Below are 23,188 nucleotides of genomic sequence, written 5' to 3' on the forward strand. Positions count from 1 at the left end.
ATCAAGCATGGTTGCAAAAAAGACAAGCGATGATAACAAGAAGGATGGCCGTCAGGCTGCCTTAAATGAAGCTTTAAAGAAAATTGAAAAAAACTTTGGAAAGGGTTCTATTATGACGTTGGGCGATAACGCCTTAACGCAAGTAGAAACTTCACCATCTGGGTCTGTTAAATTGGATGTGGCATTAGGTGTTGGTGGTTATCCCAAGGGACGGATTATTGAAGTTTATGGGCCTGAATCATCAGGTAAGACGACGATTGCTCTGCATGCGGTAGCTGAAATCCAAAAGAATGGTGGCACAGCTGCTTATATCGATGCTGAAAATGCCTTGGACGTTAAATACGCTGAAGCTTTAGGTGTTAAGAAGGATGAATTGCTGTTGTCACAGCCTGATACTGGTGAACAGGGACTGGAAATTGCTGACGCCTTAGTTCAATCAGGTGCTGTTGACATGGTCGTGGTTGATTCTGTGGCCGCCTTAGTTCCCCGTGTGGAAATTGAAGGTGAAATGGGGGATGCTCACGTTGGTTTGCAGGCACGGTTGATGTCTCAAGCTTTGCGTAAGTTAGCTGGAACCTTGAACCGGACAGGAACGATTGCCATCTTTATCAATCAGATTCGTGAAAAGGTTGGCGTGATGTTTGGAAATCCCGAAACAACGCCAGGTGGTCGTGCCTTGAAGTTTTATTCGACAATTCGTTTGGAAGTCCGCCGGTCAACTCAAATTAAAGATGGATCAGACGTGACTGGTAACTTGACCAAGGTCAAGGTTGTGAAGAACAAGGTTGCGCCACCATTTAAGGTCGCCGAAGTCGATATCATGTATGGAAAGGGAATCTCACAAACTGGTGAAATTCTTGATTTGGCCGTTGATCAAGATATTATTGATAAGGCTGGTGCTTGGTATGCCTATAATGGGGAGCGAATTGGCCAAGGTCGCGAAAAGGCCAAGGAATATTTGGATGACCCTGAGCACGCTGCTTTGAAGGCAGATATCTATACACAAGTGCGGAATGCTTATGGCATTGGCGATGAGCCAGTTGCTGATGCAGGTCCCGATGAAAGTGATAGCAAAAGTGCAGAAAATCACGATAACGACGGGCTTACCGACGAACCGATTATTTAGAAATAGTAATAATAAATTAATATTAAAAAGCGTTGTAAAACGCTTTTTTTTGTTATAATGTGTTTGTTCTTAACTGAAGTGAATGATTCATTTTCACACAAATTGTTCGGATTAGTTTGGAATAGATACTTGTTGTTGTAGGATAATCTTTTGCACCCAGTTGGGAGAAGAGGAATCATGCAAAGATCGCATCGCGGGTCATGGATAGTGGCCTCTGTCGTCGTTGTACTTGCCGTCATCTTAGGAATTGCCTATCAAAACCGAGACAAGCAAGCCAACACCGCACCCATTACTGCAGTTGGTTCAACTGCACTGCAACCTTTGGTTGAAGCTGCCGGAGAGGACTATCAACGTTCTCATCCTGGTGTCTCCATTACCGTTCAAGGTGGTGGAAGTGGTACGGGTCTGTCGCAAATAGCGCAAGGGGCTGTTTCCCTCGGGAACTCAGATCTCTTCGCTGAAGAAAAGAAGGGGATTGATACAAAGAATTTAGTTGATCATCGAGTCGCAGTCGTTGGAATTGCGCCAATCATTAATAAGCAAGCCGGTGTCAAGAATTTGACACTGGCACAGTTAACCGATATCTTTACCGGTAAAATTAAAAATTGGAGTGAACTGGGCGGAAAGGACATGCCAATTGTGCTTGTCAACCGTGCCGCCGGTTCCGGAACTCGGGCCGCTTTTGAAAAGTGGGCCATGGGTGGCAAAAAGAGTGCCTCTGCACAAGAGCAAGATTCATCAGGAATGGTCTTGTCAATTGTTAAGAGTACTCCGGGAGCTATCTCTTACGTTGCCTTTGCTTATAAGTCAAACGATGTTGTTCGAGCAAACATCAATGGTGTCGCACCTACCGATGCCAATGTTGAGGATGGGGCTTATCCTATCTGGTCATACGAACACATTTACACGCACGGCAAGCCAACAGGTGAAGTTGCTAAGTTCTTGGATTTCTTTAATTCAGATCGTGTACAGAAGACGTACGTACCAAAGTTGGGTTACATCTCAAATACAAATATGAAGATTGAACGTGACCTGCATGGTAACATTACCGCTAAGCAGAAGGGGTAAGGCAGACAATGGATCTTATTACCGAAAAAATTAAAAAAACTTCGTTGTCAACCAAGCAAGACCGGTTTGGAAAGTTCATCTCGGCTCTTGCCTTAATTCTAATCACTGCGGTGGTTATCTTGATTTTTGGCTTTGTTATTACTCGGGGGTTGGCCACCTTTACGACCAATAAAGTTTCAGTTAGTAAGTTTCTCTTTGGAACGAATTGGAATCCGAGTGTTGTTGACCCTAAGACGGGTCAACCAGGTATTGGAGCATTACCGCTCATTACTGGTTCTTTGGCGGTAACAATTTTGGCCGCTATTATTGCAACGCCATTTGCGATTGGAACAGCGGTCTTTATGACTGAAATCGCAGAAAAGCGTGGTGCACGCATCATGCAACCAGTCATCGAATTGTTGGTTGGAATTCCTTCCGTTGTTTACGGTGTTATCGGTTTGGCTGTTGTAGTTCCAGCCGTCCGTTCAATTTTCGGCGGAACAGGTCTTGGAATCTTGTCTGGAACAATTGTTTTGTTCGTCATGATTTTACCAACCATTACATCAATGACAGTCGATGCCTTAAAGGGTGTTCCTCGCTATTACCGTGAATCAGCCTTGGCCATTGGTGCCACGCGTTGGCAAATGATTTACAAGGTGATTTTGCGGGCAGCTACGCCAGGAATCTTGACAGCAATTGTCTTCGGAATGGCGCGTGCCTTCGGTGAAGCTTTGGCTGTTCAAATGGTAATCGGAAATGCGGCCAAGATGCCAGGTTCTCTGGTTTCACCAGCAGCAACCTTGACCTCCGTTTTGACGATGGGAATTGGAAACACGGTCATGGGTACGTTGCAAAACAACGTCTTGTGGTCATTAGCAATGATCTTACTTCTGATGTCTCTCGTCTTTAACCTCTTGATTCGCTGGATTGGTCGAAAAGGAGAACTGAAGTAATGAAAGCAAAAACTGCTGATAAAATTGCTACGGCCGTGATTTACGCAATCGCTGGTTCAGTAGCGTTGGTGCTGGCAGCAATGCTAGCCTTTATCTTGGTTCGAGGATTGCCTCACTTGTCATGGCACTTCTTAACTGCACAAGCTCGGTCATTCGAGGCTGGTGGTGGAATTGGCATTCAATTGTTTAATTCTTTCTATCTCTTGATTTTGGCCATGCTGATTTCATTCCCAATCGCTCTTGGGGCGGCTATTTACTTGAATGAATATGCCAAGCCAACGATTTGGACATCAATGGTTCGTACCGCAATTGAAGTGATGTCATCATTGCCTTCTGTTGTTGTTGGATTGTTTGGTTTCTTGATTTTCGTTGTGAAGTTGAAGCTTGGTTTCTCCATTATTTCTGGGGCCATTGCATTGACATTCTTTAACTTGCCAATTTTGACTCGTTCAATCGAGACGTCATTGAGCCAAATCCCAAACTTACAACGTGAAGCTGGGGCGGCTTTGGGCCTTTCACGATTTGAAACAGTTATTCACATCATCTTACCGGCAGCGGTACCATCCGTTGTGACAGGGGTTGTGATTTCTGCGGGACGTGTCTTCGGTGAAGCCGCTGCATTGATCTTTACAGCTGGTCAGTCAGCACCTTCATTGGACTTTGGTGACTGGAACCCATTCAACTTGGCATCGCCATTGTCACCGTTCCGACCAGCCGAAACTTTGGCCGTGCACATTTGGAAGATTAATTCGGAAGGAATCATGCCGGATTTGTCACTCGTGTCAGCGGGAGCATCAGCGGTTTTGATTATCGTGGTATTGCTCTTTAACTTTAGTGCACGTCGCTTGGGAACACTTCTCTACAAGAAGTTGACAAAATCGTGAGGTTAGCATGACAGATAAGAGTCAAGAATTAAAGCCAGTATCAGATTTTATTCCTGAAAAGGCACCGGAACGCTATATCATTCCAATGGAGGATGATAAACATGAAATTGCCCTTTCAACTGAAAATTTGCAAGTGAGTTATGGCGATAACCTTTCCCTAAGTGAAGGGGACTTGCGTTTCGAACGCTATAAGATTACCTCTTTGATTGGAGCATCTGGTTCAGGTAAGTCAACGTTTTTGCGGTCATTGAACCGAATGAACGATGGCGTTGCCAATGTTACTGGTCATATTTGGTACCGTGGATTGGACATCAACTCAAAAGACATTGATGTCTATGAAATGCGTCGCCACATTGGAATGGTTTTCCAACGACCAAACCCATTTGCTAAGTCAATTTATGACAACATTACCTTCCCATTGACTCGCCGTGGTAAGTATACTAAGGCCCAGCTCGATGAGATTGTGGAAACAACGTTAAAGCAAGCTGCTTTGTGGGACCAAGTTAAAGATGAATTGAACAAATCAGCGCTTTCATTGTCAGGTGGACAAGCCCAACGATTGGTGATTGCCCGTGCCTTGGCCTTAAAGCCTGATATCTTGTTGCTCGATGAGCCATCATCAGCCTTGGATCCAATTTCTTCTGCTAAGTTCGAAGATACTTTGCTGGAGTTGAAGAAAAATTACACGATTATTATCGTGACGCACAATATGCAGCAAGCAGCCCGGATTTCTGACTACACGGCCTTTATGCACCAAGGTAAGGTAATTGAATACGATTTGACTCGTAAAATCTTTACCCGTCCTAAGGTGGAATTGACCAACGATTATATTTCAGGTAATTTTGGATGACAAAACAAAGCGAAACAATCTTACAAACTCGTAACGTCAAGCTCTGGTATGGAGACAAGGAAGCCTTACATGGGATTGATTTGGATTTTGCCAACAAGGGCATTACTGCCTTGATTGGACCTTCTGGATCAGGTAAGACAACTTACTTGCGAGCCTTAAACCGGATGCATGATTTGGAAGAAAATGTCACTGTGACAGGTTCTTTCAACCTTCTTGGGAAGGATATTTATGCGCCAACAACGGATACCGTTGATTTGCGTAAGCGCGTTGGAATGGTTTTCCAACAGCCAAATCCGTTTCCATTCTCCATCTATGATAACGTTGCCTTTGGCCTGCGTTTAGCTGGAGTAAAGGATAAGAAGACTTTGGACCAGGCTGTAGAGGAGTCATTAAAGGCTGCCTCTATCTGGGACGAAGTGAAGGATGAATTGAATAAATCAGCTCTTGGTCTGTCAGGTGGCCAACAACAGCGTGTTTCAATTGCCCGCGTTTTGGCCACAAAGCCAGATGTATTGTTGCTCGATGAGCCAACATCGGCTTTGGATCCAGTTTCTTCACACAACATTGAAGAAACCTTGTTGTCACTGCGTGACCAATATGCCATGATTATTGTGACTCATTCCTTATCACAAGCTTCACGAATTTCTGATAAGACGGCTTTCTTCCTTAGTGGAAACTTGGTCGAATTTGGGGACACTCGTAAGATTTTCTTGGAGCCCGAGAAAAAGGAAACTGCCGATTATATTTCTGGTCGCTTTGGATAAAAACGAGTGATTGGATGATTGGTTGGTGAAGCCCATCGTTCAGGCTGTTCAAAAAATATCTTTGCTTTTAAAATGCCCTACTGTTATTAGAGAGAAACAGGTTACATGAAAGGAATTTGTCATGCGTCGATTATTTGATGAAGAATTAGCTGATTTGGATACTTCTTTTACGGAAATGGGTGAACAGGTTGCCAAGACCATTCAGGAATCTGTTCAGTCCTTTATTAAGCACGATCGCGATGGTGCCCACAAGATTATTGATCATGATTACAAGATCAATGAACGGGAAGCCGCTTTGGAAAAGAAGTCATTTGAAATGATTGCTTTGTACCAACCGGTGACTACTGATTTGCGTGAAATCGTGACGATTTTGAAGGCCGTTTCCGTTTTGGAACGAATGGGGGACCAGGCACGGAACATTGCTACGTCAACCATCCGTGTTAAGGGAACGAAGCACATGAAGGCTGTTGAAAAGCAGTTGGGTGAAATGGGCGAATTGGTCGCTTCAATGGTTTCAGAAGTCATGGGCTACTATGTGAAGAACGATGCCTTGGGTGCTGAAAACATCGCTACCAAGAACCACCAGTTGTCGAATGCAGCGGCTCAGATTCGAACTGATTCCGTCAATGGAATGAAGGAAGACTCTGAATTGGTTGATTCAGCAGCTGACTATTTGGTGATTGCCGGTTACATCAAGCGTATTGGTGACTATACAACCGACATTGCTGAATGGATTGTTTATAAGCGTACGGGTAAGATTATTGAATTGAACCCAGGTTATAACTACTTTATCTGATTTGATAAAGAAAAAGGGACCCTTCGGGTTCCTTTTTTTGTGGTAAGAAACTTTGGTATAATAGGAGGTAGGAAATAAATTTACTAAAGGAGGGCCTATGCGTTTTATCATGCAAGCGGCGATCAACATGGCTGTCTTTTTGGCCTGTGCGTTGCTGTTTCCAAACGGTTTTGTTTTAGCGAACATGACGACCGCCTTGGTGGCAGCTGTGTTACTTGCCGTATTGAATCGCTTGATCAAGCCCATCTTGGTCTTTGTTTCATTACCATTAGTCGTCATCTCGTTAGGATTCTTTTTATTAATTATTAATACAGCGCTGCTAGAATTAACAGCGCATATCATTCATGGTTTTGCCTTTGCCTCTTTTGGCTGGGCAATGCTGGTCGCAATATTGCTGACCTTTGCTAATTTTTTATTCATGGGTCAAGCGAAAATTTCGGTGCGGAGGTAAAAAATGGCACAAGCAACCGTAACAGTTAAGGACTTAGTTGATAACACTCGCTTAACAATCGTAGCGGGTCATGATTATTTGAATCGGGTGATTACTACTGCAGATATTTCTAGACCCGGCTTGGAAATGACGGGGTACTTTACTTACTATGCTCCTGAACGAGTGCAGTTGTTAGGAATCACAGAGACTTCTTTTTCAGACCGAATGAGCCATGATGAGCTATTGATGGTTTATCGTAAGATGGCTTCTAAGCAAACACCAGCCTTTGTGGTTTCGACTAACCTGCCAATTGCTGATGAATTGAAGCAAGCGGCAGAAGAGGCTCAGATTCCAATTTTAAACACTCGCCTGACTTCATCGCAAATTTTGTCCAATATGACCTACTACCTTGGGGGTGAGTTAGCACCACGGCAGTCTGTTCATGGCGTTTTGATTGATGTGCACGGATTAGGCGTTTTGATTACTGGTGATGCCGGAATTGGAAAGACCGAATCTGCTTTGGAACTGATTCAACAGGGGAAGGCGCGCTTGGTTGCCGATGACCGTGTTGATATTCACCAAGAAGATGAGCAACGCTTGATTGGCCAACCATCGGAAGTTTTGCGTAACTTGATGGAAGTTCGTGGTGTTGGGATTATTGATGTTCAGCAGGTTTATGGTGCTGTTTCTGTCCGTTCCCATGCTTCAATTATGCTTAATATTCACCTATCAAACGGTAAAATTGGCGAAGAAAATTTTGATCGCTTGGGAAATGAGGATGACACCCTCGATATTCTAGGAGTCAAGATTAAGAAGATGGTTGTACCGGTTACACCAGGACGAAATACCGCCTCTGTTATTGATGCAGCGGCTGTTAAATTCCGGACACAAAATATGGGCTATGACGCTCTAGAAACGCTTGAAAAGCGGATGAGCGCCGCAATGCAAGTCAATGAAAAAGAAGATGAAGAGGCAAAGAAGCATGACTAAAGTCGCTGTTTTAGGAGCTGGTTCCTGGGGGACCGCTCTTGCCAACACAATGGCGAAAAACAACGTAGTTGTTAACATCTGGTCACACCGTGCTGACCAAGTTGACGAAATTAACCAGCACCACAAAAATGACCATTACTTACCTGGAGCAACCTTGTCAGAGAGGCTATTGGCGGTTGCTGATATGCAGGTCGCCGTGGCGGATGCTGATGTTGTTTTAATGGTGGTCCCAACGAAGGCGATTCGCTCCGTTGGTTCCCAATTAGCAGAGGTTTTGCAAAATTTGAATCAGCAAGTGATTTTGGCTCATGCGACAAAGGGTTTGGAACAAGGAACGCATTTACGGATTTCTCAAATGATTGAGGAAGTCGTTCCTAGCGATAATTATTCATCCTTAGCTGTTATTTCTGGCCCGTCACACGCTGAAGATGTGATTAAGGGTGATTTGACTGCCGTATCGATTGGTGGGACTGACGGAGCTGCTACGGCCGTTTTGCAGGAAGCTCTTGCCAGTGAGAACTTCCGCCCTTACACTAACCATGATTTATTGGGATCAGAGTTAGGTGGAGCACTAAAGAATATTATTGCTTTGGGTTCTGGCATGCTGGTTGGCTTAGGCTACGGTGTCAATGCCCAGGCAGCCTTGTTAACACGTGGTTTGGTTGAAATGCGTGCAGTGGGGCAAAAGATGGGCGCTCAACCTGAAACCTTCCTTGGCTTAGCTGGTATTGGTGATTTGATTGTGACTGGTATGTCACCCAACTCACGTAATTATCGTGCTGGCTTTGCCATGGGGCAGGGCCAGTCGTTAAATCAGGTTCAAGAAGAAATGGGCATGGTGATTGAGGGTGTTAATACCGTGAAGGCGGTTTATGAGTACCAGCAGACTCATCAACTTGACTTGCCCATTACGACTGCCCTGTATCAGGTTTTGTATGAGGGGACAAAAATCGAAAATGAAATTAAAACATTGATGACTCGCCCATTAAAAGCTGAAGATTGACCATATATTTGTTATAATAGCAGTAGAATACTTCGGCGCCTTTGGCGTCATTAATGAAAGTAGGAAAGTATGAAACCTGTACGTAAAGCCATTATCCCGGCCGCTGGTTTGGGAACTCGTTTCTTGCCAGCCACAAAGGCTTTGGCTAAGGAAATGCTACCAATTGTTGATACACCAACGATTGAATATATCGTTCGTGAAGCAATTGCTTCTGGGATCGAAGACATCGTTGTTGTCGATGGAAAGTCAAAACGTTCAATCGAAGATCACTTCGATTCAAACCCAGAACTGGAAAACAACTTGCGCGAAAAGAACAAGTTGGAATTGTTGAAAGTTGTCGAAGAAACAACTGATATCAATATGTACTTTATTCGTCAGTCACATCCAAAGGGCTTGGGTGATGCTATCTTAACAGCCAAGGATTTCATTGGTGACGAACCATTCGTTGTGCTCTTGGGTGACGACTTAATGCAAGATGAAGTACCATTGACCAAGCAATTGATTGAACGCTACCACGAAACTGGTGAATCAACTTTGGCAGTTTTGGAAGTCCCTCATGACCAGGTATCAGAATATGGTGTCATTGATCCTGCTGCGAAGGTTAAGGAAGATGGTTTGTACCGGGTTAAGTCGTTCGTTGAAAAGCCTCAGCCTGAAGATGCACCTTCTGATTTGGCAATCATTGGTCGTTACTTGTTGACGCCTGAGATTTTTGAAGAGTTAGAGAAAACAAAGCCCGGTAAGGGTGGCGAAATTCAATTGACGGATGCTATTGATTCATTAAATAATCGTCAACACGTTTATGCTCATGAATTCAAGGGTGATCGTTATGATATCGGTTCTAAGATTGGTTTCTTGGAAACAAACATTGAATTTGGTTTGAAGCATCCACAAACTAAGGATCAGCTCCGCGCTTATATTAAAGAGCTTGCAGCTAAGTTGTAAAATTCAACAAAAACAAAAGAGGTGGTATACCTCTTTTTTGTTGGTTAAAATTAGACAAAAGGACAAATTCAAGGTACAATAGACGTCATAATAAAAAAGGAGGTTCCGTTTATCATGACAGAAGTCAAGCAATATGATGTCATCATCATTGGTGCTGGCCCAGCCGGAATGACGGCTGCTACTTATGCCTCACGGGCGGACTTAAAGACTGTAATGCTTGACCAGGGAATTTATGGTGGGCAGATGAATAATACTGCCGAAGTTGAAAATTATCCTGGTTATAATAGCATTATGGGTCCTGATTTGGCCGAAAAAATGTATGCTTCGTCAACGCAGTTTGGCGCTGAATACTCATTTGGCATGATTACCGGTGTGGAAATTTTAGCAAAAAATGAAAAATTGGTCCATACTGATATGGGCGATTTTCAAGCACCAGCTTTGATTATTGCGACTGGATCCGAACACATCCACTTGGGTGTTGATGGTGAGGAAGAATACCAAGGCAAAGGTGTCTCATACTGTGCTGTCTGCGATGGTGCCTTCTTTAAGGGTGAAAGCGTTGCCGTTGTCGGTGGCGGTGATTCCGCTGTTGAGGAAGGATTGTACTTGGCCGATGTGGTTAAGGACGTCACGGTTTACGTTCGCGATAACAAGTTAAAGGCACAGCCAATCTTGCAGCAGCGCGCAAAGAAGCAGGAAAACATGCACTTTGTTTGGAATACTGAAGTGACCGCTATTGAAGGTGATGGTGAGGCTGTTTCACAGTTGAAGCTGCATAACAACCAAACTGGTGAAGATCAGGTTGTTGATAAAAGTGGAATCTTCATCTACGTTGGCCTCAAGCCAAATACTCAGGTATTTGAAAATTTGGGAATTACTGACGACCATGGTTGGATTAAGACGGATGACAAGATGGCAACCGCCGTTCCAGGTATCTTTGCTGCTGGAGACGTTCGTGCTAAGAACTTGCGTCAAATCACAACTGCTGTTGGCGATGGTGGTTTGGCTGGCCAAGAAGCCTACCAGTATGTTGCTGAATTAAAATCAGAAGCATAAAATAAATGAGGATCTGAAGTCTGTTACCGAATGGTAGCAGGCTTTTTTCTGTTCTCTGCGTCCTGATAGGCAAAGCTAAATAAGCCCCTTTGTGCGGTTTATGGGTCTAAAAATGATTGAATGGTACTTTTTACCCGTATGAAAGAAAACGGGATGGAGGGCGCTTAAAATGTTAGTAAAAGTAATTGGTACTTCCAGATAGCGATCAATCGTAAATGGAAGATATAAAAAAGCCCCAACTACCAAATAGTAGTTGAGGCTCTCGAATCATGAATTAACCCTTGACGATTTCACAGAATTCCAAGGTTACACCATCTGGGGTGCGAACATTGAAGAACTTGATACCGTTATCCCAGAAGGGAAGGTGTTGTACTTCTGAATCAATCAAATCCAATCCTTGTTCCTTTGCTGCTACAAAGGCTGCATCAGCATCAGAAGTGTTCATTGAGATATGGTTGATTGAACCGGGCTTGCCAGTTCCTTCATCAGACAACCACGTTTCAATAACAAGGTGACCGTACTTAAAGAACTTAACTGGGCCACCTTCCTTAAAGTCACCGGTCTTTTCAAAACCGATGCTTGTCCAGAACTTTTCAGCGCGGTCCAAGTCGGTTGTTGGAATTCCAACGTGTTGAATGTCATCAAAATAATCAGTAAAGGCCATAATATAACCCGTCCTTTCAATTGAGGGAGACTATCTTAGTCGATAGCGATTCCCTGGTGCTTTAACTTGCTAAAGATACGTGTGTCTGCCCATCCAGTGATACTTCCCTGGAAGAGGAAGGCGAAGATAGTTCCGATACCATAGTTGGTAAAATCAGGAACCATAATCAAGGCGATAACACCAATAATGGTAGGTGGGATATAAGAAACCCACATGGCAATACCAGCATTACCCTTGAAGTACTTGAAACGAAGAACTTGCATCAAATCATCAGCAGGATGCAAAACGATGTTGGTCCGCTGATAAATTGAAATGGCAATGGCAATTAAGGCAACACCAAAGAAGTTCAAGAAAATGTAGAAGGCAACCATTGGCCAACTATGAGCTTCTGGCAAGAGCTTTGAAAAGGCACTTGCAAAGACTGAAATCAAGGCTGAGAAAGGAACCATGAAAGCTAAGTTTCCAAGGAAGCGCTTGATATCAATGCGGTGCTCCAGAACCATGTTCAAAACAGCGATTAACATACCAACCACAAAGAATACGATGGATAGTGTTGCACTATTACCATGCAATGAGTGGTTTAATCCGTTTTGAGCAGCTGTCCAATAGGCAGAGCCCAAAATTGACGGATGAATTTTTTGACTGGTAACAATCGTTAGCACGTTACCCATTGAGTTAATTACCAATGAGAAGGCAAAGTAACTGAGGGCAGCGGTCCAAGAAATTGTCCGCTTTGCATTATTCATAAAATTTAGGCCTCTTCACCACCGATTTTAACAACGGCCTTAGAAACAACGCCTAAGCGACCGTTAACAAAATCGTCAACTTGATCTAGGTTCAATTCGTGTGACATTAATGGCTTAACGTTTAACTTACCAGATGAAAGCAATGCCAATGAGTCTTCGAATGCGTTAGGGTTAATAAATGAACCTTGGATAGTCAACTGCTTTTGGAAGACTTCATAAGTGTTCATTTCAAACTTAGCGTCAGGTCCACCAACACCGAACATCAAAACTTGACCACCACGGGCTGAAGCTTCGATAGCTGATTCTTGAGTTTCTGGACGACCAACAGCTTCGATAACAACATCATATTCACCGGCAGGAATCTTGTCACCCTTAGCAGTGTTATATGTGTTCTTAACGTTGAACAAGTCCTTGTTCATCTTCAACTTTTCGTCAACGATTCCGGCCAAGTCAACTTGGTGGATACCGTATGCCTGCAAGATTTGAACGAACAATTCACCCATGAATCCGTCACCGATAACCAAAGCCTTTTGGTATGGTGATGGCTTCAACAACTTCATACCGTGAATAGCACATGAAATTGGTTCAACAATTGCAGCTGACTTCAAGTCAACGTTGTCAGGGATAGGGTAAACAACTGATGCAGGAGCTGCGAAGTATTCTTCAAAGCCACCATCACGAGTAACACCAACGGCATCCAAGTGTTCGCACAATTCAGGACGACCAGTGTGGCAGAACTTGCATTGTCCACAGTAGATGTTAGGGTCAACTGAAACGCGGTCGCCAACCTTAACGTTGGTAACGGCTGAACCGATTTCCTTAACGACACCTGAGTTTTCGTGTCCCAAAACGATAGGTGGGACAGCATCAGCTGATCCTGGTTCACCAGCATACAATGCGTGATCAGTTCCACAAACACCAGCAAAGGCAGTGTGAATCAAAACTTCGTCAGGCTTCAATGTTGGCTTTTCGATGTTCTGCTTTTCAAGCTTCTTTAATCCAGTTAATACTAGAGCTTCCATGTTCTGTTATCCTCCAATGAATAATTCCTTGTAACAACTTACACATACATAATAATATTTGCACAAACTTTTGTCAAGTGAAAAACAAAACTTTTTCAAAACATTGATAACAGTACCTTTTAAAGACAATTACTTACTATAAGAAGTGAGCAAAGAAAACATTTTCCAGTCGGCCGCCTGGTTTTGCTTTCTGTCACTTCTCGCCACCATTGTAGTACATCTTGTCTGAAAATTTTATGCCGATTTGGCATAAGTTCTGTTAAAAAAAGTTGTTATGATAGAAAAGGTAGGTGATTTATTGAGTGAATGTTTAAAAAATCAGCCTGATTTCATACCAATTCCTTTGGTATTTTTGCGCTTTGAAAGCAGACTTAGCAGGGGAAATAGCGTATGATAGACATAGGCTGTTTTTTATTTAGCCTTAATTTTATTGAGATAATATCAGGATTAACTTCAACTGATGATTATTTGCTGATTCATGAGTATCTTGCTAGCTAGCAGGGCGGATTCATGTACCCAAAACGTTGACTAGTAGTGATACCCAGACAGACTTTTTTCTAAAGGAGTACCCTGACTATATGGTTTTAGCTTTTGCTGCTGTGTCGGATTGGCTGACACACATTAGTTCTGCGAATGCCAATTTTTCTGTAATTGAATTGTCAATTCTGTTCTTTTTGATTTTGATTGAAACAGGGGGGATTGTCACAGGGTTTATTCCGGCTGATGCGTTGGTGATGACGGCTGCGGGGTTTGCCGGTCGCCATCACTCTTTGGTTGAATTTGCCTTGTTGGTGGTGATTTTTGCGGTTGCCTCGATGATGGGGGATTTCATTAATTATTGGTTTGGTGCGTGGGTAATTAAGCAGGTTGATAAAATCCCCTGGGTCGCCCGCCACGTAAATGGTGATTTTGCCGAAAAAATTTCGTCTAATTTAAACCCGAAACGCTGGTTGCTCTTTATTATTTTGGGCCGATTTGTTCCCTTTGTCAGAACAATTGTCCCGCTGTCTGCTCATCGTTTGAAGTTACGGTTTGCGACTTACTTTCGGATGTCTGTTCTGGCATCCTGCCTCTGGGCGTTGACCATGGTGACGATTGGTTATTATTTTGGCCACTTACAGTTACCAAGAGAAGTGACGATTACCGTAATTATTCTGGTCGTCGTCTTTGTACTGGCAGTGATTCGGTCACCCAGGTTTCGACAAATTATTATTAATTTAATTACAAAACCTAGTCGAGAAAAGGAAGAGGAACTTTAAGAATGACTTATCAAGATACCTTAGCCCGTTGGCAGCAAGCAGACTTACCTGCTGATTTGACAGCTGAATTAAAGCAATTGAGTCCAGCTGAACAAGAAGATGCTTTCTATCAAAACTTGCCATTTGGAACCGCTGGTATGCGTGGCCAAATGGGCGTTGGGACCAACCGCATTAATGTCGTGATGGTGACCTTAGTAACAGAAGCATTGGCTGCTTACATTGATCAAAGCGGGGACGCTGCTAAGAAAGCGGGGGTAGTCATCGCCTTTGACTCTCGTCACCACTCAAAAGAATTTGCTCAGGTGGCTAGTCGCGTGCTGTCAGCACATGGGATTAAGGTTTATCGTTTTTCATCATTGCGTCCGACACCCGAACTATCATTTTCAGTTCGTCATTTGAAGGCTTTTGCCGGCATTATGATTACGGCCTCACACAATCCTAAGCAGGATAACGGCTATAAGGTTTACGGTGCTGATGGTGGCCAGATGGTTCCTGAAGCCGTCCAGGCTGTTATCGATGGAATGGCAGCGGTGGAAAATGAGTTTGCTATTGCACAAGATGAAACAGAAAAAACTGTTCAAGTAGTCGATGATGACTTGGACAACGCTTATTTGGCAGAGGTCAAAACAATTTCTGTTGACCAAGATTTGATTCAAAAAGAGGGGGCAGACTTGAAGTTTGTCTACACCCCTTTGCATGGAACTGGTCAGTATATTGGTGAAAAAGCGTTGCAACAAGCAGGCTTTACTAACTATACAATCGTGAAGGAACAGGCGGAACTCGATGGGGACTTCCCAACGGTGAAGAAGCCCAACCCAGAAGATCCAGCCGCTTTATCATTGGCTATTGAATACGCCAAGAAGGAAGAAGCTGATTTGGTCGTGGCAACGGACCCTGATGCTGACCGGATGGGAGCTGCTGTGCGATTGGCCGATGGTTCATACCAAGTCTTATCCGGTAATCAAATTGCCGGTTTGATGGTCAATTACTTGTTGGCCGCTAAGAAGAAAAATCAGACATTGCCTGAAAATGGTGCCATTGTAACGTCGATTGTTTCATCGCGCTTTGCTAGCGAGATTGCTAAGAGCTATGGTGTTGCTACCTTAGACGTGTTGACTGGATTTAAGTATATTGCGGCCATGATTGACCGCTTTGAAGAGAAGAAGGATTATACGTACCTCTTCGGCTTTGAAGAATCATTTGGTTACTTAGTAAAGCCATTTGCTCATGATAAGGATGCTATCCAGGCTTTGGTTTTGTTTGCCGAAATGGCTGCTTACTACAAGGAAAAGGGCCAAAGTTTTGCTGATGGTTTGAAGGAACTGTACGAGCAACACGGTTACTTTGAGGAAAAGACCGTTGCCTTTGATTTCCCTGGTGTCAATGGTCATGAAGAAATGGCTGCCTTGATGACTAAGTTCCGTAATCAAAAGTTGGAAACGGTTGGTGATCAATTAGTTTTGGCCACTCAGGACTTTGCGAGCCAGACACAGATTGATCGAGCTGGATCAGAAAAGAAGTTGCCACAGCCAAAGGCTAATGTCTTGAAGTATTGGTTAGCTGATGGTTCATGGATTGCGCTCCGCCCATCTGGTACGGAACCAAAATTGAAGCTCTATATTGGCGTTGTTGCCGATTCGCAGGCTGAAGCGGATGCAAAGTTGCAAAGCTTTGAAGCTACGATGGAAGAAAAGATTAAGGCTTAAAATTAATTATAAAAAAAGAACTCAGTGATGAGTTCTTTTTTAGTTTTCTTTCAGTCTGGTAATATAGACACCCATTAGTATAAAGGCGAGAGTTGATGATAGTAATGGAATTGCAAAAGATGAATATTGAAATACGGCACCAAAAACAAAGAGACCAACTGGATTCATGACGTTGGTAACGATAGTAAGAGCGGAAAAAGTTCGACCTTGATATTGTTTGTTGACCTGGGTTTGCAGAAAAATCCTGCTAATAATATTGATAATGATAATCAATATATAAATAATCACTTCAGCGACCAAAATCGAAAGGATAAGAAGGCAAAAAATGATTGTTGAATGAAAGTGCCATTGTTATCACAAGTAGGGGGACAGCGATGGCACCCATATAAATACCTAGTTTTTTAATCGGTATTTCTTGATCATTAATTTTGATTCTAGAACTGAGTACAGATCCAATAATAAAACCGACTCCTGATATTGATTCATTTAAACCAATTTGGCTACTAGAAGCATGCAGATGATGAAGAAGAAGGTAAGGGAGCCCAACAGTTAAGAGAGCGAGAAAAAAGTTAAGTATCCCACCAAGAATAATAATGTTTAGGACAATTTTTTGATTTTTTAGCCAGTTGAAAAATGATGACTTTGATGGTAATTGTTTGGTTGAACTTGAGTTAGCAAAATTTTGATTATTTGAAATTAGAGCAAAATCTAGGGTTGTCATTAGTAGCAAAACTATTCCTTCAATAATGATGCTAAAGGAAAAAATAGTTGAAATCTTTATAAATGAAAACATTAATCCGGCTAGGCTGGGGCCAATAATATTTGAGGCAGAAATCGAGATTTGCTCAAGTGAGTTTAGTTTGGGAATCTGCTCCTCAACTACCATTGCTGTTGCTGAGGAACTTAGAGTGATATCGAGTAAATTCAAATGAAGGTTGATGATAATTAAAGTAGTGATAAAAACCGGAAAGGTTGGGAATGTGTGAGTAGCTAGTAGGGTGGACGCAGTGCCTAACCAAACCATCAAAATGATTTGAGAAGCCAGCATTAGTTTTTTGTGGGGAATATAATCGACTAGCTTCCCAATAATTGGCGCACAGATTGCTGTGGCGACTGGTCCAAAGATTAGTGATGTGCCGTAGCTGAGAGCTGAACCAGTATTCTTTAAAATACTGAGGCTAATGACAAAAGTCAGTGTTGAACTAACTAAGTGACCAAAAAAATCACTAGTAGTAGCCTTTTGAATTTGTCGATTAGATTGTTGTAAAAGGGAGTTCCCTTCTGTAATTTTATTTTTCATTCACAAAAGTCCAATCTATTTCTGAAGTAATTGAATTAATGTCGCCGTATTTATTAGTTAAATATTAATATATAATGAGTTTAAAATAAATATTTTTTTATTTTTATATTCAAGGTGAATGATAATATATGCTGGTACTCTAAAAGTTGTATATAGTCACGGTGACAAGATAACCATTCGATTGTAAATCGAAGTAATTTTGGAAAATATTGCCAATTATGAAACCTATAATTTTTACAAGAAGTTGATAGTGATGAACAAGAAAAATTAAAATCTCTAGACAAAGGCTACTTCTATTTGTTATACTAATCTTTGGCTATAAGCCGTAATTAACGGTAATCCGCTGTGCGTTAGTCTAAGGACGAGTGTAAGATTAGCGATTAGGAGAATGACTATGCGTCAAAATAACATTTTAGAAAAGTTGACTTCAACCCAATTGCGGACAGATATTCCTGAATTCCGCGCTGGTGATTCAGTTCGTGTCCACGCACGAATTGTTGAAGGAACTCGCGAACGTGTTCAGCTCTTTGAGGGGGTTGTTATCAAGCGTAAGGGTGCTGGTATCCAGGCTACTTATACTGTTCGTAAGATTTCTTCTGGTGTTGGTGTGGAACGTACGTTCCCATTGCACTCACCACGGGTTGACAAGATTGAAGTAACTCGTTTGGGTCGCGTGCGTCGCGCAAAGTTGTACTACTTGCGTGCATTGCAAGGAAAGGCCGCTCGTATCAAGGAACGTCGTCTCGACGTCAAGTGATTACGGCAAAAAGCTTCCACATAGTGGAGGCTTTTTCTTTTTAAAAAAATCAGTTTTGAAAAGAAGGGGGTGCCTGGCATGGCTGAATTTTTGCAAGCGGTTGATGACCGAAAAATTTTACATGTCGATTTGGATGCTTTTTATGCCCAAGTCGAAATGCGCGATAACCCTGCCTTAAAGAAGGTGCCTCTAATCATCGGTCGTGATCCTGATTTACACCACGGTCACGGCGTTGTGGCAACCGCCAACTACATTGCCAGAAAGGCCGGCGTACATTCGGCCATGGGGTCAAGTGAAGCAAAGCGACTTTGCCCGAATGCTGTTTTTGTCGCTCCTGATTTTGATAAGTACCGATCAGTGTCAGCTCAGATTCATGAAGTCTTTGCCGAATTCACCGATAAGGTTGAGCCGGTTGCCCTTGATGAGGCTTACTTAGACGTTAGTCAAAGCCCAATGGCGGGGGCAACGCTGGCAGCCGAGTTACGGCATAGAATCTGGCAGGAAACGAAACTAACTTGTTCGGTGGGGGTTTCCTATAATAAGGTGTTAGCAAAGCTTGGGTCTGAACACCACAAACCAAACGGGGTAACGGTCATCGGTGCCGACGTGGCGCTGGACTTCGTGGCGGCTTTGCCTATTAAGGACTTTCGCGGTGTTGGTAAGAAATCACAGGAAAAATTTGAAAAATTAGGGATTAAAACGGGCGCGGATTTACGAGCCTTGAGCCAAGACGAACTGCGGGTCCACTTTGGCTCTTTCGGTGACCAACTTTATTGGCAAGCGCGGGCAACGCACTTTGGCCAGGTGAAAGACCATCGTATTCGGCAATCGGTCGGAAAAGAGGGGACTTTTGAATTTCCCCTCCACGACCGCTCAGCTGTTTTGGCGACTTTCAAGGACTTGGCCACAAAGGTTGTGGCGAACATGGAGGCTAAGCACCTAGTGGGGCGGACGTTGAACATTAAGGTTCGCGATGATGACTTTAACACGCTGACCAGGTCGATTACCCAGGCCAACCCGTTTCAGCTTAATCCTGATTTTTTGGCGAGAAAGGCGCAATCAATCTTTGATGACCTGTATCCAGATGACTTCGCCATTCGCCTGCTGGGGCTAACCTTTTCCAATGTCAGCCCACAAGCCTTTCAATCGTTATCACTCTTTGATTATGATTGATTGGTCAAATCAGTGGGTTAATCTGATTTCAAATGCTCTGACAACGAATTTCGAATTTACGGTATAATAAAGAATAGTAATAAGAGTTGAAAGGGCGCATATGGCCAAAATTCACGAAGATATTTTAGAACAGATTAAACGTTACGATACCATTATTATTCACCGTCACCAACGACCTGATCCGGATGCTTACGGATCACAATTGGGCCTGCAAGCGATTTTGCAGGCATCTTTTCCCGAAAAGAAGATTTATGCCGTTGGGAAGGAAATCACCGGTTTAGCTTGGATTGGCGATGGTCAACCTTTGGCTGATGAGATTCCTGATTCGGCCTACAAGAAGGCCCTGGTCATTGTTTGCGATACAGCCAATGATCCCCGCATTGATGACCAACGCTGGCGCAACGGTTTGGAAATCGTTAAAATTGACCACCATCCCAACGTGGAACCTTACGGTGATTGGCAGTGGGTCGAGGATGAAGCCTCAGCGACTTCCGTTCTGATTTATCAGTTCTATCAAGCCTTGGCCGACAAGGGCTTGAAGATGACGGAAAAGGCCGCCCGCTACCTTTATATTGGGATTATCGGTGATACCGGTCGCTTTATGTATTCATTGGATAAAGAAACCTTTGATGTGGCCGGTGAGTTGATTACCTATGGCTTTGATTATCAAAAGATTTATAACGCGATGACGACTTTGTCGGAAAATGCCGTGAAGTTCTCGGGTTATGTGATGCAACATATTAACCTGTTGCCATCTGGCTTCGGCTATGTGATTCTCAAGCGGGATGTGATTGACAGCTTTGATCTGGGCAATGCAGGGACTTCTTTTGTCGTTTCTATTCCGTCACGGATTGACAAGGTCAAGGCCTGGGCAATCTTTGAAGAACAAGAAAATGGTGATTACCGGGTCCGTTTGCGGTCACGGTCGGTTGTCATTAACACGATTGCCCAAGACTTTGATGGTGGGGGACACCCCATGGCTTCAGGTGCCTGGGCATACAACGAAGCGGATATTCAAAAGGTGATTGACCGAGTGGATAGCGCTTTAAAGGCAAACCAAGCCGATTAAATTTAAAGGATTTTACATGAAAAACACAAACCAACAATTTGGTGAATACAATTTAAAGCCGGAAGTGCTTTCAGCTTTAAAGGCGATTGGTTTTGACCAACCAACGCCCATCCAGGCACGCTTGATTCCAACAATCTTGCGTGGTGGGGATGTTGTTGGTCAGTCACAGACGGGATCTGGAAAGACGCACACCTTCTTGGTACCAATTTTTAACGCCTTGCAGCCAGAATTGAACCAAACTCAGGTGGTGATTACGACACCATCACGGGAATTGGCTGCTCAGATTGCTAAGGCTGCCCGTGAGTTTGCGGAAAAGATGGAATTAGTGAAGGTTTCCATTGCCGAATATGTCGGTGGGACTGATAAGGCCCGCCAGATTCGTCAGTTAGAGAAGCACCAAGCACAAATCGTTGTTGGAACGCCAGGACGATTAAAGGACTTGGTTCAGAGTGGTGCCTTGGTGGTTAACCAAGTGCGGACTTTGGTCGTCGATGAAGCGGATATGACACTTGACATGGGCTTCTTGAACGAAGTTGATTTCTTGGCTGGTGCGATGCCAAAGGACCTGCAAACGTTGGTCTTTTCAGCAACGATGCCAGAAAAGTTGAAGCCGTTCTTAAAGAAGTATTTGGACAATCCTGATTTCCAGACGATTCCAACGGAAGCAACGATTGCCGATACGATCGACAACTGGTTGGTGCCGACGAAGTCCAAGGATAAGGAAGAGGTCATCGACAAGTTGTTGACGATTTTCAATCCTTATTTGGCGCTGATTTTTGCCAATACCAAGGAACGAGCTAAGGAATTGGCAGCGCATTTGCGTGGCCGTGGTCTTAAAGTTGCCGAAATTCATGGTGATATTCCACCACGTGAACGTCGTCGAACAATGAAGGGTGTCTTGCACCTGGATTACCAATACGTAGTTGCTACTGATTTAGCTGCTCGTGGTATCGATATTGAAGGAGTATCGCACGTCATTAATGATGGTGTGCCAGACGAATTAGAATTCTTCGTTCACCGTGTTGGTCGAACGGGACGGAATGGGATGGCTGGAACGGCCGTGACTCTTTACGGACCCGATGAAGAAGACCGGATTGCTGAGCTGGAAAAAATCGGTATCGAGTTTGCTCATAAGCAGATTCGTGGGGATGAAATCGTGGCGGTCAAGGATCGTAAGGCCCGGACACAGCGTCACGCAACAACTAATAAGTTGGACCCTGAAATGGTCGGGATGGTCAAGAAAAAGAAGAAGAACGTCAAGCCCGGCTATAAGCGTCAAATTAAGAATAAGATTAAGCGTAAGCGTCAAATGGATCGTCGAATTGAACTTCGTCAAGATCGCCGGAATACGCGTCGCCAAAATAAGGAAGGCTAAGCCTGTCTGACTTTTGGTTACTAAAAAAGAACAGCAACCCGCAAAATTGTGGGGCTGCTGTTCTTTTCTTTGTCTCGATTAGTGCTTTATTTGTTCAAGCTTGAATCGTCTTTTTGATCAAGCTTTTGGCGCCGTTCTTGTCCGAAGGCCAACAGTGAATTGGTAATCGATTGCTCAAGTGAAAGCGTATCGGCTATCTGGCTGTCGGTTGGCTCGCTAGTTGATTCTGTGACCACTGTCGCACTTTGACTTTCAGGTGCAGGAGCGGTTGCTTCTTGTTGTTCTTGGTCTGTTAAGGCAGGGGCAGTTGATTCTGCTTGGTTCTTCTTTGGTCGGAAGAATGAAAAGGCGCTTTTTTTGCTCTGACTTTGTTTAGTGACCGACTCAGTGTCAGCGGTGCTGGCAGATGCCACTGGTGCATCTTCAGCTGAAGATGTGGAAGATGCTGACTCAGTTTTTGTGGAAGCCGCCGATGTTGTTGGTTCTGCCTCCTCAATTGGTGCTGTAGATACTGCTGAGTTAGTTTCCACTGAAGCCGCCGATGTTGTTGGCTCCGCCTCAACTGGCGCCGCAGATTCTGCTGGCTCAACTTCGACGGGCGCTTCTGATGTGGCTTGGTCAACTTCACTGATTTGAATTGCTGGTTCATCAACCGGTACGCTTTGGCGATTAACGGTGAGTGCTTCAGGGTTATCAATGTCTTCAGTGGCGATTTCTTCACCTTGGTCTAAGAACCGGTCACGGAGGGCAACCTGTTCAGAAGAGGTCAAAGAGCTAATCTTGTGAGACATATCTGTCAAAATCGTTACTGTTACTGTCTGTTGTCGAGCAGAAACTTGGAAGGTTCCTTCCGCCACAACTTCTTCTTGCAACTCCAGCTGTTGCGCTAAGAAGCCAGTTTCCAATGAAAAATCAGCTTGGTGGTTCGTTGCCAATCGGTCTTCTACCATGGCACCAGAAAGAAGCCATTGCTGTTGGTCACCGCTTTGGTATTTGATGGTTAAATCACCAAAAGCAGCCTTTTCAAAGAAGGCTGGTAAATCAGCACTCGTTTCCACGGGGAACTGTCGGGCCAATTCTTTTCCGGCCCAGTAGGTAATGTTGGCATAATCATCCGTTAAGATATTGGCCAAAAGGGCATCACGTAAGAGCAGTGGAGCAAAGGCACTAACGGTCTGATTGGTACCGTTATTTGATTGAGAATGAGCATTTGACATAAGTAAAGATTCCTTTCTTCCGTTATTATAGCAAAAGAGAGATTAAACGGGGGCAA

Annotated in this window: 23 protein-coding genes; 18 read left to right on the plus strand and 5 right to left on the minus strand. The window is 43.7% G+C overall.

The features are described 5' to 3' along the window. Positions 1–7 precede the first annotated feature (7 nt). From recA to trxB, 12 genes are all read left to right on the plus strand, one after another. A complete protein-coding gene (gene recA, locus AABI08_RS00085) occupies positions 8–1,126 on the plus strand; it encodes a recombinase RecA (RefSeq protein WP_338344037.1) in 1,119 nt (372 codons plus the stop codon). Between the two features lie 177 nt (positions 1,127–1,303). After that, positions 1,304–2,194 carry a phosphate ABC transporter substrate-binding protein PstS family protein gene (locus AABI08_RS00090; protein WP_338343311.1) on the plus strand — a complete coding sequence of 297 codons (891 nt, stop codon included), beginning with the start codon at positions 1,304–1,306 and terminating at the stop codon, positions 2,192–2,194. Positions 2,195–2,202: 8 nt separating this feature from the next. Continuing rightward, entirely contained in the window at positions 2,203–3,126 is a 924-nt protein-coding gene (gene pstC / locus AABI08_RS00095) for a phosphate ABC transporter permease subunit PstC (RefSeq protein WP_338343310.1), read from the plus strand. Beyond that, positions 3,126–4,010: a phosphate ABC transporter permease PstA gene (gene pstA / locus AABI08_RS00100; RefSeq protein WP_338343309.1), complete on the plus strand. Its 885-nt coding sequence runs from the start codon at positions 3,126–3,128 to the stop codon at positions 4,008–4,010. Before pstC ends, pstA begins: the two co-directional genes overlap by 1 nt. Positions 4,011–4,095: 85 nt before the next feature. Then, positions 4,096–4,860, plus strand: a complete 765-nt coding sequence (gene pstB, locus AABI08_RS00105; protein WP_421823427.1) for a phosphate ABC transporter ATP-binding protein PstB — start codon at positions 4,096–4,098, stop codon at positions 4,858–4,860. Beyond that, positions 4,857–5,624 carry a phosphate ABC transporter ATP-binding protein PstB gene (gene pstB / locus AABI08_RS00110; RefSeq protein WP_288846454.1) on the plus strand — a complete coding sequence of 256 codons (768 nt, stop codon included), beginning with the start codon at positions 4,857–4,859 and terminating at the stop codon, positions 5,622–5,624. Before pstB (AABI08_RS00105) ends, pstB (AABI08_RS00110) begins: the two co-directional genes overlap by 4 nt. Positions 5,625–5,745: 121 nt before the next feature. Further along, positions 5,746–6,420 carry a phosphate signaling complex protein PhoU gene (gene phoU, locus AABI08_RS00115; RefSeq protein WP_047974873.1) on the plus strand — a complete coding sequence of 225 codons (675 nt, stop codon included), beginning with the start codon at positions 5,746–5,748 and terminating at the stop codon, positions 6,418–6,420. Between the two features lie 97 nt (positions 6,421–6,517). After that, the gene (locus AABI08_RS00120; protein WP_338343308.1) at positions 6,518–6,871 is read left to right on the plus strand and encodes a phage holin family protein; all 354 of its coding nucleotides are present in this window, start codon (positions 6,518–6,520) and stop codon (positions 6,869–6,871) included. Between the two features lie 3 nt (positions 6,872–6,874). Continuing rightward, positions 6,875–7,840 (plus strand): HPr(Ser) kinase/phosphatase, encoded by a 966-nt coding sequence (gene hprK, locus AABI08_RS00125; protein ID WP_047974875.1) that lies wholly within the window; start codon positions 6,875–6,877, stop codon positions 7,838–7,840. Next, complete coding sequence (locus tag AABI08_RS00130) at positions 7,833–8,843, plus strand: NAD(P)H-dependent glycerol-3-phosphate dehydrogenase (protein ID WP_338343307.1); 1,011 nt, start codon at positions 7,833–7,835, stop codon at positions 8,841–8,843. Before hprK ends, AABI08_RS00130 begins: the two co-directional genes overlap by 8 nt. Before the next feature lie 69 nt (positions 8,844–8,912). Then, positions 8,913–9,788 carry a UTP--glucose-1-phosphate uridylyltransferase GalU gene (gene galU / locus AABI08_RS00135; protein ID WP_338343306.1) on the plus strand — a complete coding sequence of 292 codons (876 nt, stop codon included), beginning with the start codon at positions 8,913–8,915 and terminating at the stop codon, positions 9,786–9,788. 114 nt (positions 9,789–9,902) lie between these two features. Beyond that, positions 9,903–10,844 carry a thioredoxin-disulfide reductase gene (gene trxB, locus AABI08_RS00140; protein ID WP_338343305.1) on the plus strand — a complete coding sequence of 314 codons (942 nt, stop codon included), beginning with the start codon at positions 9,903–9,905 and terminating at the stop codon, positions 10,842–10,844. A gap of 274 nt (positions 10,845–11,118) precedes the next feature. Here trxB and AABI08_RS00145 read toward each other — a convergent pair whose 3' ends face one another. From AABI08_RS00145 to AABI08_RS00155, 3 genes are read right to left on the minus strand one after another with little or no spacing between them, the layout of a single operon-like run. After that, positions 11,119–11,508 (minus strand): VOC family protein, encoded by a 390-nt coding sequence (locus tag AABI08_RS00145; RefSeq protein WP_168778565.1) that lies wholly within the window; start codon positions 11,506–11,508, stop codon positions 11,119–11,121. A gap of 35 nt (positions 11,509–11,543) precedes the next feature. Next, on the minus strand, positions 11,544–12,254 hold the full coding sequence (locus AABI08_RS00150) for a DUF6198 family protein (RefSeq protein WP_338343304.1): 711 nt from the start codon (positions 12,252–12,254) through the stop codon (positions 11,544–11,546). 5 nt (positions 12,255–12,259) lie between these two features. Beyond that, positions 12,260–13,276, minus strand: coding sequence for a zinc-dependent alcohol dehydrogenase family protein (locus AABI08_RS00155; protein ID WP_338343303.1), 1,017 nt, complete (start codon positions 13,274–13,276; stop codon positions 12,260–12,262). A 578-nt stretch (positions 13,277–13,854) separates the two neighbouring features. Here AABI08_RS00155 and AABI08_RS00160 point away from each other — a divergent pair. Both AABI08_RS00160 and AABI08_RS00165 read left to right on the plus strand, forming a co-directional pair. Further along, positions 13,855–14,535: a DedA family protein gene (locus tag AABI08_RS00160; protein WP_338344040.1), complete on the plus strand. Its 681-nt coding sequence runs from the start codon at positions 13,855–13,857 to the stop codon at positions 14,533–14,535. A gap of 2 nt (positions 14,536–14,537) precedes the next feature. Further along, complete coding sequence (locus AABI08_RS00165) at positions 14,538–16,241, plus strand: phospho-sugar mutase (RefSeq protein ID WP_338343301.1); 1,704 nt, start codon at positions 14,538–14,540, stop codon at positions 16,239–16,241. A 289-nt stretch (positions 16,242–16,530) separates the two neighbouring features. On the opposite strand, the gene AABI08_RS00170 is transcribed toward AABI08_RS00165, so the two are convergent. After that, a complete protein-coding gene (locus AABI08_RS00170; protein WP_338344042.1) occupies positions 16,531–17,541 on the minus strand; it encodes an MFS transporter in 1,011 nt (336 codons plus the stop codon). Between the two features lie 394 nt (positions 17,542–17,935). On the opposite strand from AABI08_RS00170, the gene rplS reads away from it, so the two are divergent. The 4 genes from rplS to AABI08_RS00190 all read left to right on the plus strand — a co-directional run bounded on the left by rplS (position 17,936) and on the right by AABI08_RS00190 (position 21,915). Continuing rightward, positions 17,936–18,298, plus strand: a complete 363-nt coding sequence (rplS, locus tag AABI08_RS00175) for a 50S ribosomal protein L19 (RefSeq protein ID WP_047974884.1) — start codon at positions 17,936–17,938, stop codon at positions 18,296–18,298. A gap of 78 nt (positions 18,299–18,376) precedes the next feature. Then, a complete protein-coding gene (gene dinB, locus AABI08_RS00180) occupies positions 18,377–19,471 on the plus strand; it encodes a DNA polymerase IV (RefSeq protein ID WP_338343299.1) in 1,095 nt (364 codons plus the stop codon). Between the two features lie 100 nt (positions 19,472–19,571). After that, complete coding sequence (locus AABI08_RS00185) at positions 19,572–20,540, plus strand: DHH family phosphoesterase (protein ID WP_338343298.1); 969 nt, start codon at positions 19,572–19,574, stop codon at positions 20,538–20,540. A 16-nt stretch (positions 20,541–20,556) separates the two neighbouring features. Continuing rightward, complete coding sequence (locus AABI08_RS00190) at positions 20,557–21,915, plus strand: DEAD/DEAH box helicase (RefSeq protein WP_338343297.1); 1,359 nt, start codon at positions 20,557–20,559, stop codon at positions 21,913–21,915. Between the two features lie 86 nt (positions 21,916–22,001). On the opposite strand, the gene AABI08_RS00195 is transcribed toward AABI08_RS00190, so the two are convergent. Further along, on the minus strand, positions 22,002–23,132 hold the full coding sequence (locus AABI08_RS00195) for a YslB family protein (protein ID WP_338343296.1): 1,131 nt from the start codon (positions 23,130–23,132) through the stop codon (positions 22,002–22,004). Between the last annotated feature and the right edge of the window lie 56 nt (positions 23,133–23,188).

Source organism: Fructobacillus evanidus (assembly GCF_963580165.1).
GTDB classification, from domain to species: Bacteria; Bacillota; Bacilli; order Lactobacillales; family Lactobacillaceae; genus Fructobacillus; species Fructobacillus evanidus.

What these genes read in the sequence shown, in the direction of transcription:
- AABI08_RS00130 (WP_338343307.1), top strand. Translation starts at nt 7,833, where the DNA reads ATGACTAAAGTCGCTGTTTTAGGAGCTGGTTCCTGGGGGACCGCTCTT.
- AABI08_RS00145 (WP_168778565.1), bottom strand. Translation starts at nt 11,508, where the DNA reads ATGGCCTTTACTGATTATTTTGATGACATTCAACACGTTGGAATTCCA.
- AABI08_RS00150 (WP_338343304.1), bottom strand. Translation starts at nt 12,254, where the DNA reads ATGAATAATGCAAAGCGGACAATTTCTTGGACCGCTGCCCTCAGTTAC.
- pstB (WP_288846454.1), top strand. Translation starts at nt 4,857, where the DNA reads ATGACAAAACAAAGCGAAACAATCTTACAAACTCGTAACGTCAAGCTC.
- recA (WP_338344037.1), top strand. Translation starts at nt 8, where the DNA reads ATGGTTGCAAAAAAGACAAGCGATGATAACAAGAAGGATGGCCGTCAG.
- phoU (WP_047974873.1), top strand. Translation starts at nt 5,746, where the DNA reads ATGCGTCGATTATTTGATGAAGAATTAGCTGATTTGGATACTTCTTTT.
- AABI08_RS00160 (WP_338344040.1), top strand. Translation starts at nt 13,855, where the DNA reads ATGGTTTTAGCTTTTGCTGCTGTGTCGGATTGGCTGACACACATTAGT.
- AABI08_RS00165 (WP_338343301.1), top strand. Translation starts at nt 14,538, where the DNA reads ATGACTTATCAAGATACCTTAGCCCGTTGGCAGCAAGCAGACTTACCT.
- hprK (WP_047974875.1), top strand. Translation starts at nt 6,875, where the DNA reads ATGGCACAAGCAACCGTAACAGTTAAGGACTTAGTTGATAACACTCGC.
- dinB (WP_338343299.1), top strand. Translation starts at nt 18,377, where the DNA reads ATGGCTGAATTTTTGCAAGCGGTTGATGACCGAAAAATTTTACATGTC.
- AABI08_RS00185 (WP_338343298.1), top strand. Translation starts at nt 19,572, where the DNA reads ATGGCCAAAATTCACGAAGATATTTTAGAACAGATTAAACGTTACGAT.
- pstC (WP_338343310.1), top strand. Translation starts at nt 2,203, where the DNA reads ATGGATCTTATTACCGAAAAAATTAAAAAAACTTCGTTGTCAACCAAG.
- AABI08_RS00120 (WP_338343308.1), top strand. Translation starts at nt 6,518, where the DNA reads ATGCGTTTTATCATGCAAGCGGCGATCAACATGGCTGTCTTTTTGGCC.
- AABI08_RS00190 (WP_338343297.1), top strand. Translation starts at nt 20,557, where the DNA reads ATGAAAAACACAAACCAACAATTTGGTGAATACAATTTAAAGCCGGAA.
- AABI08_RS00090 (WP_338343311.1), top strand. Translation starts at nt 1,304, where the DNA reads ATGCAAAGATCGCATCGCGGGTCATGGATAGTGGCCTCTGTCGTCGTT.
- trxB (WP_338343305.1), top strand. Translation starts at nt 9,903, where the DNA reads ATGACAGAAGTCAAGCAATATGATGTCATCATCATTGGTGCTGGCCCA.
- pstA (WP_338343309.1), top strand. Translation starts at nt 3,126, where the DNA reads ATGAAAGCAAAAACTGCTGATAAAATTGCTACGGCCGTGATTTACGCA.
- pstB (WP_421823427.1), top strand. Translation starts at nt 4,096, where the DNA reads ATGGAGGATGATAAACATGAAATTGCCCTTTCAACTGAAAATTTGCAA.
- AABI08_RS00155 (WP_338343303.1), bottom strand. Translation starts at nt 13,276, where the DNA reads ATGGAAGCTCTAGTATTAACTGGATTAAAGAAGCTTGAAAAGCAGAAC.
- AABI08_RS00195 (WP_338343296.1), bottom strand. Translation starts at nt 23,132, where the DNA reads ATGTCAAATGCTCATTCTCAATCAAATAACGGTACCAATCAGACCGTT.
- galU (WP_338343306.1), top strand. Translation starts at nt 8,913, where the DNA reads ATGAAACCTGTACGTAAAGCCATTATCCCGGCCGCTGGTTTGGGAACT.
- rplS (WP_047974884.1), top strand. Translation starts at nt 17,936, where the DNA reads ATGCGTCAAAATAACATTTTAGAAAAGTTGACTTCAACCCAATTGCGG.
- AABI08_RS00170 (WP_338344042.1), bottom strand. Translation starts at nt 17,541, where the DNA reads ATGAAAAATAAAATTACAGAAGGGAACTCCCTTTTACAACAATCTAAT.